The organism is Elusimicrobiota bacterium, assembly GCA_041660185.1.
Classification (GTDB): domain Bacteria; phylum Elusimicrobiota; class Elusimicrobia; order 2-01-FULL-59-12; family 2-01-FULL-59-12; genus JBAZWU01.
In genome coordinates this window covers 1-16,173 of the sequence record JBAZWU010000005.1, presented here as the reverse complement: position 1 = coordinate 16,173, position 16,173 = coordinate 1, and the positions used below count along the sequence as shown (strand labels likewise).

The 16,173-nt window shown below is 55.8% G+C and carries 18 protein-coding genes; 9 read left to right on the top strand and 9 right to left on the bottom strand.

Annotated elements, in window-relative coordinates; genetic code table 11:
• From WC859_05225 to WC859_05195, 7 genes are all read right to left on the bottom strand, one after another.
• The gene (locus WC859_05225; GenBank protein ID MFA5975552.1) at positions 1-159 is read right to left on the bottom strand and encodes a hypothetical protein; all 159 of its coding nucleotides are present in this window, start codon (positions 157-159) and stop codon (positions 1-3) included.
• Positions 156-758, bottom strand: coding sequence for a zeta toxin family protein (locus WC859_05220; GenBank protein ID MFA5975551.1), 603 nt, complete (start codon positions 756-758; stop codon positions 156-158). Before WC859_05220 ends, WC859_05225 begins: the two co-directional genes overlap by 4 nt.
• Positions 758-2,092, bottom strand: coding sequence for an aminomethyl-transferring glycine dehydrogenase subunit GcvPA (gcvPA, locus tag WC859_05215; GenBank protein MFA5975550.1), 1,335 nt, complete (start codon positions 2,090-2,092; stop codon positions 758-760). The genes WC859_05220 and gcvPA overlap by 1 nt, the downstream gene beginning before the upstream one ends.
• Before the next feature lie 115 nt (positions 2,093-2,207).
• Positions 2,208-2,603 (bottom strand): glycine cleavage system protein GcvH, encoded by a 396-nt coding sequence (gene gcvH, locus WC859_05210; GenBank protein MFA5975549.1) that lies wholly within the window; start codon positions 2,601-2,603, stop codon positions 2,208-2,210.
• 20 nt (positions 2,604-2,623) lie between these two features.
• Positions 2,624-3,721 (bottom strand): glycine cleavage system aminomethyltransferase GcvT, encoded by a 1,098-nt coding sequence (gene gcvT / locus WC859_05205; GenBank protein ID MFA5975548.1) that lies wholly within the window; start codon positions 3,719-3,721, stop codon positions 2,624-2,626.
• A complete protein-coding gene (gene lipA, locus WC859_05200; protein ID MFA5975547.1) occupies positions 3,718-4,599 on the bottom strand; it encodes a lipoyl synthase in 882 nt (293 codons plus the stop codon). Before lipA ends, gcvT begins: the two co-directional genes overlap by 4 nt.
• Positions 4,596-5,969, bottom strand: coding sequence for an NAD(P)/FAD-dependent oxidoreductase (locus tag WC859_05195; protein MFA5975546.1), 1,374 nt, complete (start codon positions 5,967-5,969; stop codon positions 4,596-4,598). Before WC859_05195 ends, lipA begins: the two co-directional genes overlap by 4 nt.
• Before the next feature lie 87 nt (positions 5,970-6,056).
• On the opposite strand from WC859_05195, the gene WC859_05190 reads away from it, so the two are divergent.
• Positions 6,057-7,910, top strand: coding sequence for a T9SS type A sorting domain-containing protein (locus WC859_05190; protein ID MFA5975545.1), 1,854 nt, complete (start codon positions 6,057-6,059; stop codon positions 7,908-7,910).
• An 880-nt stretch (positions 7,911-8,790) separates the two neighbouring features.
• On the opposite strand, the gene amrA is transcribed toward WC859_05190, so the two are convergent.
• A complete protein-coding gene (gene amrA, locus WC859_05185) occupies positions 8,791-9,348 on the bottom strand; it encodes an AmmeMemoRadiSam system protein A (GenBank protein ID MFA5975544.1) in 558 nt (185 codons plus the stop codon).
• Positions 9,349-9,392: 44 nt separating this feature from the next.
• Between amrA and WC859_05180 the strand changes: the two genes are divergently transcribed.
• The 8 genes from WC859_05180 (at position 9,393) to WC859_05145 (ending at position 15,556) form a co-directional block, all read left to right on the top strand.
• Positions 9,393-9,668 carry a GIY-YIG nuclease family protein gene (locus WC859_05180; GenBank protein MFA5975543.1) on the top strand — a complete coding sequence of 92 codons (276 nt, stop codon included), beginning with the start codon at positions 9,393-9,395 and terminating at the stop codon, positions 9,666-9,668.
• A 20-nt stretch (positions 9,669-9,688) separates the two neighbouring features.
• A complete protein-coding gene (locus WC859_05175) occupies positions 9,689-10,357 on the top strand; it encodes a succinate dehydrogenase cytochrome b subunit (GenBank protein MFA5975542.1) in 669 nt (222 codons plus the stop codon).
• Positions 10,354-12,267, top strand: a complete 1,914-nt coding sequence (locus WC859_05170) for a fumarate reductase/succinate dehydrogenase flavoprotein subunit (protein MFA5975541.1) — start codon at positions 10,354-10,356, stop codon at positions 12,265-12,267. The genes WC859_05175 and WC859_05170 overlap by 4 nt, the downstream gene beginning before the upstream one ends.
• Entirely contained in the window at positions 12,264-13,007 is a 744-nt protein-coding gene (locus WC859_05165) for a succinate dehydrogenase/fumarate reductase iron-sulfur subunit (protein MFA5975540.1), read from the top strand. Before WC859_05170 ends, WC859_05165 begins: the two co-directional genes overlap by 4 nt.
• Positions 13,008-13,082: 75 nt before the next feature.
• Positions 13,083-13,406, top strand: a complete 324-nt coding sequence (locus tag WC859_05160) for a 4Fe-4S binding protein (protein ID MFA5975539.1) — start codon at positions 13,083-13,085, stop codon at positions 13,404-13,406.
• Positions 13,407-13,484: 78 nt separating this feature from the next.
• Positions 13,485-13,841, top strand: a complete 357-nt coding sequence (gene panD, locus WC859_05155) for an aspartate 1-decarboxylase (protein MFA5975538.1) — start codon at positions 13,485-13,487, stop codon at positions 13,839-13,841.
• A 4-nt stretch (positions 13,842-13,845) separates the two neighbouring features.
• Positions 13,846-14,304: a hypothetical protein gene (locus WC859_05150; GenBank protein MFA5975537.1), complete on the top strand. Its 459-nt coding sequence runs from the start codon at positions 13,846-13,848 to the stop codon at positions 14,302-14,304.
• A gap of 1 nt (position 14,305) precedes the next feature.
• Positions 14,306-15,556 carry a hypothetical protein gene (locus WC859_05145; GenBank protein ID MFA5975536.1) on the top strand — a complete coding sequence of 417 codons (1,251 nt, stop codon included), beginning with the start codon at positions 14,306-14,308 and terminating at the stop codon, positions 15,554-15,556.
• A gap of 119 nt (positions 15,557-15,675) precedes the next feature.
• On the opposite strand, the gene acnA is transcribed toward WC859_05145, so the two are convergent.
• Positions 15,676-16,173 (bottom strand): aconitate hydratase (gene acnA / locus WC859_05140; GenBank protein ID MFA5975535.1); only part of this gene is annotated, 498 nt, incomplete at its 5' end.

Below are 16,173 nucleotides of genomic sequence, written 5' to 3'. Positions count from 1 at the left end.
TCAGCGCGCTCGAATCCGACTGGCTGGGATCGTGACAACCTTGCCGTTCCTCCATACCGCGATGGGCACACCGTTTCTTTTGTGTTCCTTGAGAACTTTCGCGACCGCTGTTTTCAAGGCTTTTTCAGCTTTTTGGGCGAGAAGAGGAATCTTTTTCATGATGTTTTTAAGCCCTCCTGAATTCGAATAAATACATCGTTCTTTAATACGTTCTTTGTGCCATCTTTTTCAAAAGCAATAAGATGGGGCTTTTCGTCAGAATTATCGAGCAAAAACCAGCTATCCAGCAAGGAGTGATAGAAGCCAAACAAATTTACCAGGCTGCGCTTGAAGCGCCTCCGAACATCCGATTCCGGTACGGGATGACCTCCCTGTTGTACCCGGTAACGAATTCGTTGGAGGGCGGTGTCGACATTGGGGAGCCATAGGTAAAACAAGTGAATGTGGTACCCCTGGGTGCGCAGCCTTTTAAAAAGAGACAGGTACGTCTTCCCTGAGAGAGTCGTTTCAAATCCAAAATCCTTGCGCTGGCTCGACAGGTCTTTGATCCTCGCCAACATCAGTCGACCCGCCTCCATGGCGGCGGCAGTTGGCGAGTAAGGGGAAAGACCCTTTGCGATCATATCAGCGTTCACAAACTCTGGGCAGTGAGCGTAGTGGGGCAAGAATTGGTTAGCAAAAGTTGTTTTGCCCGCCCCATTAGGCCCGGCGATGACATAGAGGTTCGGATGGAAATGTTTGTTCAATTTTATTGGCATCAGGCCAGCACTTCCTTTAACGTTTTGGCCAGCTGGTCGATGTCGTCTTTTGTTTTGGTTTCCGTCACGCACCAGAGGGAAGAAAACTCCAGCTCCGGATACCACTTCTTGAGCGGCAGCCCGCCGACAATCCCACGGGCCAGGAGCGCCTGCTGGAGCGTCTCCGCCGGGATCTTGGTCTGCAGGACGAATTCATTGAAGAACGGAGCGGTGAAGCTTGCTCGCACGCCAGGGATCTGCGTCAGTTGTTGGTAAGCGTAATGGGATTTGGTCAGATTTTGATAAGCCACATCGCGGAACCCCTGTTTGCCGAGAAGCGTGAGATAAACCGTGGCACAAAAGCCGACGAGGGCGGATGTGGTACAGACGTTGGATGTCGCTTTCTCGCGGCGGATGTGTTGCTCGCGCGCTTGAAGCGTGAGCACGAAGGCACGCTTGCCGTCGACGTCAACGGTCTGCCCCACCAGCCGTCCAGGCATCTTTCGCAGCCATTTGTTCTTGCAGGTGAAGAGTCCTAAAAACGGTCCGCCGTATCCGGCCGGTATTCCGAGGGACTGGCCTTCCGCCACAGCGATATCGGCCCCGTAGTGGCCGGGAGGCGTGAGAAGCCCCAGCGAGAGCGGATTAACGCTGGCGATATAGAGCGCTCCCGCGGCTTCCGCCAAGGGACCGATTTCCTGAGCAGGCTCCAAGAGGCCCAAAAAATTCGGATTCTGAACAACGACAGCAGCGGTCTGGCTCGTGAGGTGCTTGCGCACAAAAGCCATGTCCAGCCGTCCGTCGATATGGGGGATCTCGATCAGCTTGACGTTGCTTTCGGATGTATAGGTCGCGACGACCGCCTTATAGTCCGGATGCAGATTGCGCGGGATCAGGACCTCATGCCGTCCGGTTTCCCGCAGCGCCAGAAGGACCGCTTCGGCCAGCGCGCTGGCTCCTTCGTAGAGCCCCGCGTTGCAGACGTCCATCGCCATGATTTCACAGATCACGCTCTGGAACTCATAGAGCGTTTGCAGCGTGCCCTGGCTGACTTCCGGCTGGTAGGGCGTGTAAGCGGTCAGAAATTCGCCGCGGCTCATGAGGGCCGAGATCGCGGAGGGGGAAAAGTGTTCATAGGCTCCCGCTCCCAGGAAGCATAGGAGTTTTCCGGCGGCCTGGTTTTTGGAGGCCAATTCATGCGAATGGCGCAGCACTTCTCCTTCGGAAAGTCCGGGAGGAATCTGCAGATCTCCTTTATAGAGAGGCAGCTGAGCGTACAAATCGTCGAGCTTGTCCACGCCGATGGCCGCCAGCATTTCTTTGCGCTCTGCTTCCGTATGGGGGATAAAGTCCATGATAGCTCCTCTTTTTCGTCATCCCCGGCGGTTGCTGGCCGGGGATCTATCCTAGCGTGCGACGGTATGTCTGGATTCCCCGCCAGTGGCCGCGGGGAATGACACCTTGCTGGGCTTAATGATGTGCGACTTCAGCGCTCTTTAAGAATGCCTGATACTGCGCCTCGGTCATGAGCGCGTCACATTCCGACGGGTTGCTCATCTCAATGGCGAAGATCCAGCCTTCCTCAAAAGGCGAGCGGTTGATCAATCCGGGATCTTTTTCGAGCAAGGGGTTGGCTTTCGCGAGTGTTCCGGATACGGGTGCGTAAATGCTGAAAGCCGCTTTGACCGACTCCAGGGTTGTGGCTTCGTCTCCGGCTTTTAAGGTTTTTCCGGTTTTGGCCATCTCCACATAGACGACATCCGTCACTTCCTTCTGGGCGTGATCAGAGATGCCGACGTACGCCAGTTTGCCTTCCGGGCGAATCCATTCATGGGTCTTGGTGTAACGACGGGTGGTAGTGCTCACAAGTAACTCCTTTTCGATGATTAGCGTTTAAAGAACGGCAGCGTCACGACCTGGGCCGGAACTCGCTTCTGGTGAATCTCAACCTCCAGGCGGGTGCCTGGATTATTCCAGCTGATCGGAGCAAAAACAAGCCCGATGCCTTTTTGCAACGAAGGGGAGAATGTCCCGCTGGTGGTTTCGCCGCCCAGCGTTCCCTCCCGAAAAACTTTTGCGCCGTGCCGCGGGACACCGCGCTCCAGAAGTTCATAAGCGATCAACTGCTCGCGCAGGCCGTCGCGCTTCTGCTTTTCCAGAGCGGCACGGCCGATAAAATCACCCTTGGGCCATTTGACGGCCCACTCCATGGATGATTCGAGAGAGGTGCGCTGCTCATTGAGCTCGTGGCCATAAAGCGGATAGCCCATTTCCAGACGCAGCGTATCGCGGGCGCCCAGGCCGCAGGGCTTAAGCCCTGAATCGGCCCCATTTTCCATCAGTTGTTTCCAGAGCGTGAAAATGGTGCTTGCGGGTCCGAAGAACTCCGCGCCCTCCTCGCCGGTGTACCCGGTCCGGCAGCCCCAGAAGGAGTCCTGGGGGCCTGCTCCGCTGATCCGCTGAAAGGCAAAGCGGGGCAGTTCCGCGATGCCGGCGATCGTCTGCCGGATGATGTCGAGCGCTTTGGGTCCCTGAATGGCCAGGCCGCCGCGGTTTTCCAGATCGATGATCGTGACGTCGTCGGTCGCGTGCTGCCGGAACCACTCCACGTCTTTCTGATGGGTGGCGCCGTTGACGACTACGAAAAACTCCTGCGCGGACTTTCGGCCGTAGACAAAGATGTCGTCGATAACGCCGCCCTCCGGCCGGCAGAGGTGGGCGTAGACGCCGATCCCTTTGTCCCATGTGCGGCGCATATCGCTCGTGGTCAGCGACTGGAGAAAATCAAATGCTTTCGAGCCGCTGACCAGGAGCTGTCCCATATGGGAGATATCAAAAAGCCCGGCGGCCTGCCGGACGGTCTGATGCTCATCGATAATACTGGTGTACTGCACCGGCAGATGCCAGCCGTAGAAGTCGATCAGCCGCGCGCCCGCGGCCACGTGCAGGTCATGGAGCGGGGAGCGTTGGAGCGTGAGGGTCATGATGTTTCCTTCCCTTGATGCAGTTCATCCGCAAAATAGGAACTGCGTACCAAAGGTCCTGATGCAACACGTTCAAAACCCAGATAGAGGGCGCGCTCCTTCCAGTCGTTGAATTCTGACAGGGGGATAAAGGACTGAATCCCTAAATGCTTGGGGGACGGTTGGAGATACTGCCCCAGGGTCAAATACTGACATCCCGCTTCGCGCAGGTCTCGCAAGACTTGGTCCACCTCGTCGTGTGTTTCGCCCAGCCCCAGCATCAGGCCGGACTTGATCTTCATCGAGGGGGCCGGACGCCGCGCCTTGGCGTAGCGCAGAACCTCGAGCGAGCGCGGGTAGGTAGCCTTGGAGCGTGTCAGCGGGGTTAATCGTTCAACCGTTTCCACGTTGTGGTTGAAAATATCGGGCCGGGCCGCCAGGACAACGTCAATCGCCGCCGGATCACCGTTGAGGTCCGGTGTCAATACTTCGATGATCGAGGACGGCGACTGCTCACGAATCTGCCGGATGCATTCGGCAAAAACCGACGCGCCGCCATCGGCCAGGTCATCCCGGGTGACCGAGGTCACCACGACATGGCGCAGCTTTAGCGTGGCCGCGGCCCGTGCCACGCGCTCCGGCTCTTTCCAGTCCACGATTCCGTCGGGATCTCCCGTTTTTACGGCGCAGAACCCGCAATGACGCGTGCACGTGTTCCCCATAATCATAAAAGCCAGGCTCCCTCGGGAGAAACACTCGCCTCGATTGGGGCATTTCCCGCTGACACAGATGGTATTCAGATTTTCGATTTGGGCGGCTTGCTGGAACCGGTTGAAAACCGGTCCTGCAGGAATACGTCGCCGATACTCGGCGGGAAGTGGATGCGTTTCGGTGATCATTTCGTAATGCTGGCGCGGCGCGCGACTTCCTGGAAGCCTTCACTTAAAGACGGGTGGGCTAAAACGCTTTCAAGAACGTCATCGATGCGGAATCCAGCCTTCAAACTTAACGATAGCAAATGGATCAGTTCCGTCGCATGGGGCCCGACGATCTGCCCACCGAGAATCTTGCGCGTCGGACGGTCCGAAATCAGCAGCCAGAATCCCTCCGCTTCTTCCTCGATCATGGCTTTGGCGCTGGCCGCGAAATGATACCGGTCCACGCGAGGGGTAAAGCCCGCCGCGCCGGCTTGCGCCTCGGTGAGCCCGACCGCGGCAACCTCCGGCCAGGTGTAAACACAGCGGGGGATCTGGGTGTAGTCGATGGCCCTGGGCTCTCCGCACATGGAGGCGACAGCCACTTCCGCTTCGCGTGCGGCCACGTGGGCCAGCGGGAGAGGGCTGACGAGATCCCCTACCGCATAAAGGGTTGGAACAGCGGTCTGCATTCGTTCATTCACCTGCAGTCGGCCGTTCTGGAGGGAAACGCCCGCCCTGTCCAGAAAGAGTTCCGCGGAATCGGGCCGCCGACCCATGGCGAGCAGCGTTGCATCCGTCTCGATCGTCTGGCCGTTGGAACACCGGAGCTTCACCCGACAATCATCCAGCGACTGAACGGCTTCAACCTGTGTTTCCAGCCAGACCGTCATTCCTCTTTTTTCCATGGACACCTGTAGGACAGGGGCTGCCAGAGCCATTTCATCCTGGGTGGGCAGCAATCGGTTTTCTTTCTCGATCAGGGTCACTTTAGAGCCGAGGCCCTGAAACGCGCAGGCCAGTTCGCATCCGATATATCCGGCGCCGATGACCACCAGGTGGCTGGGGATGTGATCCAGTTCAAGAAGGCTCGTGCTGTCGAAGATCGCCGGATGATTCGGAAAAATGGCTGGTTTAAAAGGGATGGTCCCTGTGGCCAGCAGAAGAACATCCGCCGTCAGCGTTTCCTTTTTCCCGTCGGCAAGTTCCACGTCGACGCTGTTCGGGGAAGTCAACTGCGCCCGGCCGATGATCCGTTTGGCCAGAGGACCGCGAAACGACTGTTCCATGCGCTGCCGCAGGGTGGTGAGAATGCTGTTTTTTCGCTGTTGCAGCACGACCATGGAGGGGGCGAATGATATCCGGTCGGTCTTTGTCGGGAGCGCGGCGGTTTCGGCGTAACGCTTGGCTTTGGATAAGAAAAATTTGGAAGGGATACAGCCGCGATTCAGACAGGTCCCGCCAATCTCCTGTTTTTCGATCAGCGTGACCTGGATCTGCTGCCGGACCGCTTCGAGCGCGGCGGCCATGCCGCCGGGTCCGCCGCCGATAACGATAAGGGATTTTGGATTCACCGGGATTGTGTCGATTATACAACAGCCTATGCTCGGCCCAAATGACCACTGGTATTGAAAAAGCAGTAAAATGGTCCCATGGATTGTATGGATCAGCCGGTCGCCCGCCGACGTTTTACGAAAATCAAAACACTTCTTTTAATTTCTTCCGTCAGTTTAATCCCCATTTTGAACGGTTCTGCGGCGACCTACTACGTTGATGGCTCAGGACCAAATGATTCAGGCAATGGGTCCCAGTCAAATCCCAAGAAATACATTAAATCCGGCATTGCTTTAATGTCGGGAGGCGACACACTCATCATTAAAGACGGGGTATATACCGGAGATAATAATTGCCTTTACTATTATTCCGGCATACCAAATGGTTCTGCGGGGCACTACACCACGATTCGAGCAGAACATGATTTCGGTGTAATCATTGACGGCGAAGGGGCCAGAACGCCTTGGCTGATCGGTACAAATTCCGCCCAAAAATCGTATGCCCAATTTGTTGGATTAATATTTAGAAATGGCAGTGAAGTGAACGTATTTCTTTATCACTATGATCACGTAAAATTCATTCGTTGCGCCTCCTATGAGGCGGCCGATGGGAATGCCATGTGCTTTTCTTCCGATACATCAAGTTGTGATTATGTTCTGCTTGAAGATTGTTTTGCCTGGGGCAGGGGGAGATATAAATTTGAGGTGTCTGCGCCGCACACCGTGTTAAGAAGATGCGTGGTCCGATACGATTATCACGGCACCGAATGGCCCCAGGCCGGCATCAGCTTTTACACCAGCCACAATTCTGTGGCACAAAACTGTATTGTTGTCGATGGGTTGCGCTGGCACAGTTATTCGTATGCCTTTGGCTGCGCGAACGGATACTACGACGTTACATATGACGGTTGTATCGCCATTCAAAATGGTTTCCAGGGAAGCTTATGGGAAAAAAGGGATGCCGGCAGTACCGGGCTCATGAGGAATTGTGTTGTATGGAAGAATTTAAAAATGGGAGTTCAGTCAGAAGACCAACCCGGTGACTTGCTGACGATTGATCGAACCACGATCGGGGATATTCCTTCCGATGGGGGGGCCTATGGCTATGGCGTTGGTTGGCACAACAGCACTGTCACTAATTCGATTGTTTATAACTGTGCCGCTGCAGGACTTCGTGAGGTAACCAGCAGCGATTATAATTCGCTGTTTGGGAATCTCATTAATTTTGACGGTGGTGCGGTCAATGGATCGCAAAATCATTGTTCCGAAAACAATAATGCGATTGATCCCATCGATGGCAATCCCGGCAATGGCATTCCTGCATTGAAATATCTTTTAAGAGTTGAGCAAAACTCTAATTTAAATGGAACGGGAAGTGGCGGTGTTGATCGCGGGGCCACTATTCTCAAGAAAATCGGTGTGTCCGGCACGCTTTACGGAGAACCAGGATGGAATACCCTTACGGATGAAGATCTGTGGCCATTCCCTAACGAAGAGAAGATCAAAGAACTGATGAGCAGTTACAATCTTCACGGTGTAGACGGGAAAAGAGGTTTTTGCGCGGATGGCAGTGGACTTTACGGCGGTCCCATCACTTTAACCAGCTACATATGGGAATTTCTGGGGAATCCTTGTCCCGCGGAAATCTGCAACGCCTCCAGCCTTCAGCCTCCGCCTCCACCCGTGGGGGTGAACTTGAGTAGTGCGCGGGTCTATCCCAATCCCTGGCGGAGCGACCGCACCGCCGCAGGCATCACGTTTGACCAAATGACACTCAACAGCATCGTGAAGATCTTTACGGTGAGCGGCCACCACATTCGTTCGCTCGAGGCGCCGTCGGGTTCGGTGCCCTGGGACCTGAAGAACGACTCCGGGGACAAAGTCGCCAGTGGGATCTACCTTTACGTGATCACCAACAACCAGGGACAGAAAACCAAGGGCAAACTGGTGATTATCAAGTAAATAACTATCGGACACCTTGGTGACAGTCACCACACAAGGGCAATGATTTCAGCTTGTCTGCAGAGAGGTTTCGCTCGAATTATTCGAGATGGACCCGGTTTTTGTAAATTCTAATAGAGAGAGTGTACCGGATGGATTGCACAAATCGGGGCAGAAATGTGCAACTCAACATAAACGACACACCCAACACATTGAATTAGACCAATGTTTTCGGTGACTGACACCAAGGTGTAACGGCGTGACCGGACAAGGAAATTGTTTAAGGAAATTGTTTATAATACGCGCATGGCAAAAAGTGGACAAGCGAAGCGACGTTTTCAGATTCGCCAGCGGCGGAAGCGGCGGCTGAAGCGACAAAAGAAAAACGCAAAGGCTAAAAAAGCCGCCTAAACGCCTTTCTCTCCAACATCAAATGCCCGTGGCGCCCGGCGCGTCATGGGCTTTCCATATTTAATTTCGTGGAGCTGGGGGCCGATGCCCCTCCGGACTCCGGCGCAGATTGCCGGTCGCCACCTTTCTGGCGACCGTCGCTCCACTCCCGAACCAGGCGAGCCTCCATCACACCCCGTCGGCATCGCCAAAACGGTTCGCTCGTGTCGCTCAATCCGCAAGTCGTCCGTCGGAGCACCGGCCCCCAGCTCCGATTGGCGCATTGGCGATGGATCCCCAAAGGCCAACCGAGCGACTTGCGGTTTTAGCGAGGAGGACAGATTGACTTGCCCCGTCCGACAGTCCGTGATGGAGGCGGGACTACCTGTCCGAGGAGCGTTAAGAAACCGCGCAGGAGCGAGTGGACTTTGGGGATTCAGCGCCGCAGAGGTGCTAGGCCCCCAAGGCTTTCAAGCGCGAGTGGGCTTTGGAGGTTCAGCGCTGAAGAGGATTAAGCGGATGTTTCGCTGAAGGATTCGACTTCGAAGATGTACCACTCGGTTTGAGGGTCGTGGACGGCATCGGGTGGAAGACCGGCTTTGGTGCGGCAGAGCTCCCGCAAAAACGTATCGCGGTCCCAGCCCGACTCCACCCACACTTGAGGTAGATAGAGGCCTCGCTGCTTTCCTTTCTTAACCAGAACACCGTGACGTTTTGGGACGATTTCCTGAATGCTCTGAACGCGCTGGAAGGGAGTCAGAATTGAAATCTCAAGATCAACGGTGCCCAGCTCGTCCGGAGCCAGCGGGGGAAAACGATGGTCCTGCGTGGCGGATGAAACGGCGGTGTAGATGACCTCGTGCGCCAGGGTCGTGCAGGACTCGATGGTTCCCACGCAGCCTCGCAGTTTCCCGTGTTGTCTCAGCGTGACGAAAACCCCGGCTTCCCGATGGATTTCTTCCGGAAGGCTTTTCCAATCAGGAAGAATCAGGCGGCCTTTGGCAAAATAATCTTTTAATCCCTGGCGGGCCAGAGTCAACAAGAGTCGGCGGGAGGAAGAAGAAAGCATATAATCGCCATTGTACTATCGGAATGAAGCCTAAGTATCTTCAGATGATTCGGAAAATCAAGAACACCGGCGAAAAGGATTGGTCTGTCTATATCCTGCGTTGCGGGGATGGGTCGCTTTACACCGGCATCGCCAAGGATGTAGAGGCGCGCATCCGTTCTCACAATGCCGGCAAAGGGGCGGCCTATACTCGGACACACCGGCCGGTTGAATTGGTGTTTCACGAGGCGTTGTTTACCCGCTCGGAAGCGCTCATCCGCGAAGCCCGGATCAAACGGTATCCACGGGCAAAAAAGGAAAAATTAATCGAAAAATTGTAAGTTTGGAGTACAATCGCGTTATGTTGAAAAAGATTTTAATGGCTTTTTCCGGGATGATCCTGTTGGGTTTTATCGTCGGGCATCTCGCCGGGAATCTGCAGATATTCCTCGGGCAGGAAGCGCTCAACCACTACGCGGTTTTTTTGCGAAGCCTGGGGGATCTGTTATGGGTGGCGCGCCTCGGGTTAATCAGCATGGCGATCCTTCACCTCTGGATGTCGGTCGGGCTGACGGTCGAAAACCAGCTCTCCCGCCCGGTCGGCTATGCCCGGAAGGACTACATCAAAGCCACTCTGGCCTCCCGGACCATGATCTGGTCCGGCGGGGTAGTGCTGGCCTTTTTGGTCTACCATCTCCTGCACTTCACTTTTCTCAAAGTTCATCCGCAGTACGCGCATCTCGTGGACGCGAAAGGCCAGCGGGATGTCTATTCCATGGTCGTGTTAAGTTTCCAACAGCCGGGGATCTTCCTCGTTTATATCGTTGGGCTGTTCCTGCTGTGCTTCCACCTGAGCCATGCCATCCAGAGTCTGTTTCAGACGATGGGTTGGAACGACACCAAACTCCATGAGATGTTGTCGGTCTGGGGCGGCCGGGTCGCCTGGCTTATTTTCGCGGGTTATGCGTCGATCCCGATCGCGGTGATGGCCGGAATCGTGAAACTGCCTCCGGGGGTTCCTCTCCCATGAGCTTAAATGCGAACATCCCTTCCGGGCCGCTGGCGGAGAAGTGGGACAAACACAAGTTTGATCTGAAGCTCGTGAACCCCGCGAACAAGCGCCGCTTCAGCATGATCGTGGTGGGTTCAGGCCTTGCGGGAGCGTCGGCGGCCGCCACCCTGGCGGAACTCGGGTATGGGGTGAAATGTTTCTGTTTTCAGGACAGCCCGCGGCGAGCGCATTCGATCGCGGCACAGGGCGGCATCAACGCAGCCAAGAACTATCCCAATGACGGCGACAGCATCCAGCGGCTATTTTACGACACGATCAAAGGCGGCGATTTCCGTTCCCGCGAAGCCAATGTCTATCGCCTGGCCCAGATCAGCAACCAGATCATCGATCAATGCGCAGCGCAGGGGGTTCCCTTTGCCCGGGAGTACGGCGGCCTTCTCGAGAACCGTTCCTTCGGCGGGGCGCTCGTCTCCCGAACCTTTTACGCACGCGGTCAAACCGGGCAGCAGCTCCTCCTGGGCGCGTATCAGGCGCTGGAGCGGCAGATCGGTCTCAAGACCGTTCAGATGTTTCCACGAACGGAAATGCTGGATCTGGTTATGGTGGACGGGCAAACTCGTGGGATCGTTACCCGGAATCTTTTGACCGGACGCGTCGAGTCGCACGCGGCCGATGCGGTGGTCCTGGCGACCGGCGGTTACGGGAACGCGTTTTACCTCTCGACCAACGCCATCGGCTGCAACGCCACCGCTATTTTCCGTGCCTATAAAAAAGGAGCCTTCTTCGCTAACCCCTGCTACACGCAGATCCACCCGACGTGCATTCCCGTCTCCGGGGACCACCAGTCCAAGCTGACGCTCATGTCGGAGTCCTTGCGCAACGACGGCCGCGTCTGGGTCCCGAAACGCAAAGGCGACCCGCGTTCTCCTGATCAAATTCCGGAAGCCGACCGCGACTATTACCTGGAACGGAAATACCCGACCTACGGCAACCTGGCGCCGCGGGATATCGCTTCGCGCGCGGCCAAACAGGTCTGCGATGAGGGGCGCGGTGTCGGTCCTGGCGGGCGGGGCGTTTATCTGGATTTCACCGAGGCCATCGAGCGGTTGGGTAAGAGCGGCGTGTGCGAACGCTACGGGAATCTTTTCGACATGTACCAGCGCATTACGGGCGAGGACCCCTACCAGTTCCCGATGCGCATTTACCCCGCGATGCACTACACCATGGGCGGCCTCTGGGTCGATTACAACCTGATGAGCAATCTCCCCGGGCTCTACGTCATCGGCGAAGCCAATTTTTCCGATCACGGCGCCAACCGTCTGGGCGCCAGCGCTCTTATGCAGGGGCTTGCCGACGGGTATTTCATTCTTCCTTATACCCTTAGCGACGCTTTGGCGCGCGCCGGGCAGACAAAAATCACCACGGACCATCCCGAATTCAAGAAAGCGGAAAAAGACGTGCAGAATCGCCTTCAGAAATTCCTCTCGATCAAAGGAAAACGTACGGTCAAGTCCTTTCATCGCGAGTTGGGAACGCTGCTGTGGGAAAATTGCGGCATGTCGCGCAACGCGGCGGGGCTGCGGAAAGCTCTGGCCCGTATTCCCGAGATCCGGGCGGAGTTCTGGCGGAACGTCAACGTGCTGGGGGAAAAAGAGGAGTTGAATCAGACGCTGGAAAAAGCCGGACGCGTGGCGGATTTCCTGGAGTTCGGGGAGTTGCTGGTCCAGGACGCGCTTCACCGGAGCGAATCCTGCGGCGGTCATTTCCGCGAGGAAAGCCAGACCGATGAGGGAGAGGCCAAACGGGATGACGCCAACTTTTCCTACGTGGCGGCATGGGAACACGCCGGTGACGGGAAACCGGCGGTGCTTCACAAGGAACCCCTGACGTTTGATGCTGTCCAGTTAGCCGCGCGGAGCTACAAATGAATTTGATTCTCAAAGTCTGGCGGCAAAAGAACGGTCAGGTGAAGGGCCGCTTTGAAACCTTCGAAGCGAAAGAGGTTTCGCCGGAGATGTCCTTTCTGGAGATGATTGATTTATTGAACGAAACCCTGACCCAGCAGGGCATCGAACCGATTGCTTTTGATTCCGACTGCCGGGAAGGGATCTGCGGGATGTGCTCGTTCGTGCTCAACGGGGTGCCGCACGGCGCGCAGTACCAGCCGGGGAGCGCGGTCTGCCAGTTGCCGATGCGCCATTTCAAAGATGGCGACGTGCTCACGCTCGAGCCCTGGCGCGCCAAAGCCTTTCCGGTGGTCAAGGATCTGGTCTGCGACCGCAGCGCCTTTGACCGCGTGATCGCGGCGGGGGGATTTGTTTCCGTGAATACGGGAGGCTGCCCGGATGCCAACGCGATTCCTGTCCGCAAGCAGGATGCGGAACGGGCGATGGACGCGGCCCAGTGTATCGGTTGCGGCGCCTGCGTGGCGGCCTGCAAGAACGCCTCGGCCATGCTCTTTGTGGCCGCCAAAGTGTCGCACTTGGCCACGCTTCCTCAGGGGCAGATCGAGGCTAGGGAGCGCGTCCTTAATATGGTCGGGCAGATGGATGCGGAAGGTTTTGGCAACTGCACCAATATGTATGAATGCCAGGCGGTCTGTCCTAAAGAGATTTCCGTGGATTTCATCGCCCAGATGAACCGGGAATACTTAAAGGCGGCCAGGTAACCTCCTGTTTTTGACACTTCGTCTGGATTTTTGATACCTTTTAATCATAAGAAGCTATTTAGAGGAGGATGTTTGATGGCTACAGGAATTGATCCAGATTTCACAAAAAACCGCATAAAAACAGCGGAAAAACATGCCGATCACGAAGTTTGGGGACCGGTTCAAGCGCCGGCCAAGCTCGGTATTCACGGGACTGCGGTGGCGGTTGATTTTGACTTGTGTACCGCTGATGGCGCGTGCATCGATGCCTGCCCGGTCAATGTGTTTGAGTGGTTCGACACCCCGGGAAATGCGGTGGCTGCCAAAAAAGCGGATCCGGCGCGCGAAAAGGATTGTATTTTCTGCACGGCGTGCGAAAGCGTGTGTCCGACTCTTGCGATCAAAATCACTCAACCGTAAGTCTCGCCGAACCATTTCTATCGAAACGCAGGAAATGACACGTTTGTCTCATTTTCTGCGTTTCTTCTTTAAACTATGATGATGCGATGGATGTGCAAATCAAAAATTCACCGGGCCACCGTCACCGAGGCCAACCTGGGTTACGAAGGCAGTATTACCGTGGATTCAGACCTTCTCAAATTGGCCAATATCGTTCCCTACGAGATGGTTCAGGTCTACAATCTGAACAATGGCCAGCGTTTTGAGACCTACGCGATTCCCGGAGCCAAGGGGAAAGGCGATATTTGTCTCAATGGAGCGGCGGCGCGCCTGGGCATGGCTGGCGATAAAGTGATCATCGTAAGTACTGCTTTTTTGGAAGAGCCTAAAATTTCCTCCTTCACCCCTACGGTGGTTTTCGTTAACGAGAAAAATCGGCCGGTCCCAAAAGGGTAAACACGTGAAACGCTGGCAAGAACGCTTCTTGTGGATCATCGCTCTGGTCGCGATGGTTTACGGCATGGTCTATGTTGATGTGGTCTGGCGCGCGAAGGAATCCTTCCTGGAAGGGGAAAAGTATTGGCGTTGGGCCGACCATCCGGAAGAACGTCAGCAATTCCTCGATACCCAATTGACCCGTGAAAAAGCCGTCCTGGAAAACGATCGGAGCCGCGGAAAGCTGAGCCCGGACGAAGTGGGACACCGGCTGGAGATCGCCCAATTCGATCATGATCAGGCCCTCAAAGAATCCAGCATCAAATACGCTTACATCTGGTATCAGACCACCGCTGATCTTTTTTCGCCGCCGGAGTCCCGATGGGTGAAAATGGCGCGGGAGAAGATGCCGGTCGCCAAAGAACGTTGGAAAGCGGAGTTGCGGGCCAGGAAAATCCCCTTCGAAGACTACATGATTGACTAATATGAGAAACGTTCTATCCTCCTATGTCGTGATCCCCCGCCAGAGACCGCGGGGGATGACGAGTTGGGAAAGTTGGCTGCTTCTAAGCGTGTTCGGGTTTAGTTTGGCCGGCTGCGCCTCCAGCCAAAACCAGGTCCGTCGTTTAAATCCCGCGAGACCCGAAACCGTCACGATTCCGAAGGAGTGCCGTCTGGTGAGTGTGCTGAAAGGCTCGCCGGCGGAGCGGGCGGGTTTAACCGTTGGTACGCGCCTCCACGCCGTCAACGGGGTGATCCCTGCCGATGCCTCCGCGGTCAGCGATCTTATTGGCAGCTCTCCGGCCGATTTGAATCTTGAGATTCTCACCAGCAGTGGAACCCCCCAGCCTGTGGCGGTTCGTTTAAACGCCACGCGGCCGCGGCTGGGAGCGGTTTGCGATTTGACCGGTTTTCGAAAAATGGGGATTACCGCCGCGGGGAACGAGTCCTTAACCGTTTTTGACGGACCCTTTGCCGTGACCGCTTCGGGGATTATCGACAAAGGGATTGTTTTCGCCCGGGTCCGGGTAACGAATAACTCCGACCATCCGATCGTCATCGGGCCGGAACTCTTTTCGGCCAAAGATGGAGGGACTACGCCTCTTCCGATTCTTTCTCCCCAGCAGGTCATGTGTGACTTCTACGGGGATAAAGGCGCTCATTCCCTGTTTTTGAAACGGCAGCGGAACCAATCCGTTGACGCGCAGATTCCGGGGAAACGGGAATATAGAGAGGAACCTTGTCCGGCCGGCAGGACAACCGGCCGGCTCTCCAGTTCGAATGCGGCCTATCTGGAAGCCAATGCCGATTACCTGGCCGCGGAATCGCTCTGGCCGGCGAGTTTTGCCCCCGGCCAGACCGCTGACGGGCTCATCTATGTGAAAGAACCGTCCACCCTGCCGGTGGTGTTTCAATCGAGCATCGAAGGGTATGGGATGACGATTGTTCTTGGAAAAGTCCAAGCCAGCCGGAAAGAAATGAAATCATCCGAACGGATCCGGTTTTTTGAATCTCAGAAAAAGGGCGCGGCGCTGCGCGTCACACTTCGGAAAACCAGGGTTTTTGTCGGGAAGTTGGAGAGTTATGACTCTGACAATGAAAAAGCGTGGTTCTACTCGCCTTCCGGAAAAGGACTTTTAAATACGGTCGGATTTCCGCTGCGCTCTATCCGTTCGGTTGAAGCGATCGAGGCGGTTTCCCCCAAGCCCGAACCTACCAGCACCCAAATGCCTTAAGCAAATCAGAGAGCAGATAACAGAAAACAGAGATGCGGTTGGCCTCGAAAACTCGGCCGCTCTTAAAAAGGGCTGGTTACCACATTTCTGCTCTCTGTTTTCTGATGTCTGATTTGAATCTAATGGGATTGCAACAATTGTCTTAGGACGTAAGGGAGAATGCCGCCGTGGCGGTAGTATTCGATTTCGTCGGGGGTGTCGATGCGGACGATCACCTGGAACGTCTTCCCATGGCCCGAGGCATCCCGCGCGGTAACCCGGACTTCCTTTTTCGGTTTCAGGTCGTCGGCTATTCCTTCCACCGAGTAGATCTCTTCGCCGCTTAATCCCAGCGTGGTCCGGTTGTCTCCCGGTTTGAACTGCAGCGGCAAAACGCCCATGCCGACCAGATTGCTGCGGTGGATGCGCTCATAGCTTTCCGCCAGCACGGCGCGTACGCCCAAAAGCGCGGGTCCTTTCGCGGCCCAGTCGCGGGACGATCCGGAGCCATAGTCTTTGCCAGCCAGCACGATTAAGGGCATGCCTTCTTGTCGATACAGCGAAGAGGCATCGTAGATCGACATCGGTCTTTTGTCCGGAAGATGCAGGGTCACGCCGTCTTCGGTCCCCGGAGCGAG

Coding starts and splice junctions, on each gene's coding strand:
- amrA (MFA5975544.1), bottom strand. CDS start 9,348: ATGCTTTCTTCTTCCTCCCGCCGACTCTTGTTGACTCTGGCCCGCCAG.
- WC859_05190 (MFA5975545.1), top strand. CDS start 6,057: ATGGATCAGCCGGTCGCCCGCCGACGTTTTACGAAAATCAAAACACTT.
- WC859_05165 (MFA5975540.1), top strand. CDS start 12,264: ATGAATTTGATTCTCAAAGTCTGGCGGCAAAAGAACGGTCAGGTGAAG.
- gcvPA (MFA5975550.1), bottom strand. CDS start 2,092: ATGGACTTTATCCCCCATACGGAAGCAGAGCGCAAAGAAATGCTGGCG.
- WC859_05160 (MFA5975539.1), top strand. CDS start 13,083: ATGGCTACAGGAATTGATCCAGATTTCACAAAAAACCGCATAAAAACA.
- WC859_05175 (MFA5975542.1), top strand. CDS start 9,689: ATGTTGAAAAAGATTTTAATGGCTTTTTCCGGGATGATCCTGTTGGGT.
- WC859_05145 (MFA5975536.1), top strand. CDS start 14,306: ATGAGAAACGTTCTATCCTCCTATGTCGTGATCCCCCGCCAGAGACCG.
- WC859_05180 (MFA5975543.1), top strand. CDS start 9,393: ATGATTCGGAAAATCAAGAACACCGGCGAAAAGGATTGGTCTGTCTAT.
- gcvT (MFA5975548.1), bottom strand. CDS start 3,721: ATGACCCTCACGCTCCAACGCTCCCCGCTCCATGACCTGCACGTGGCC.
- WC859_05220 (MFA5975551.1), bottom strand. CDS start 758: ATGCCAATAAAATTGAACAAACATTTCCATCCGAACCTCTATGTCATC.
- WC859_05225 (MFA5975552.1), bottom strand. CDS start 159: ATGAAAAAGATTCCTCTTCTCGCCCAAAAAGCTGAAAAAGCCTTGAAA.
- panD (MFA5975538.1), top strand. CDS start 13,485: ATGATGCGATGGATGTGCAAATCAAAAATTCACCGGGCCACCGTCACC.
- WC859_05170 (MFA5975541.1), top strand. CDS start 10,354: ATGAGCTTAAATGCGAACATCCCTTCCGGGCCGCTGGCGGAGAAGTGG.
- lipA (MFA5975547.1), bottom strand. CDS start 4,599: ATGATCACCGAAACGCATCCACTTCCCGCCGAGTATCGGCGACGTATT.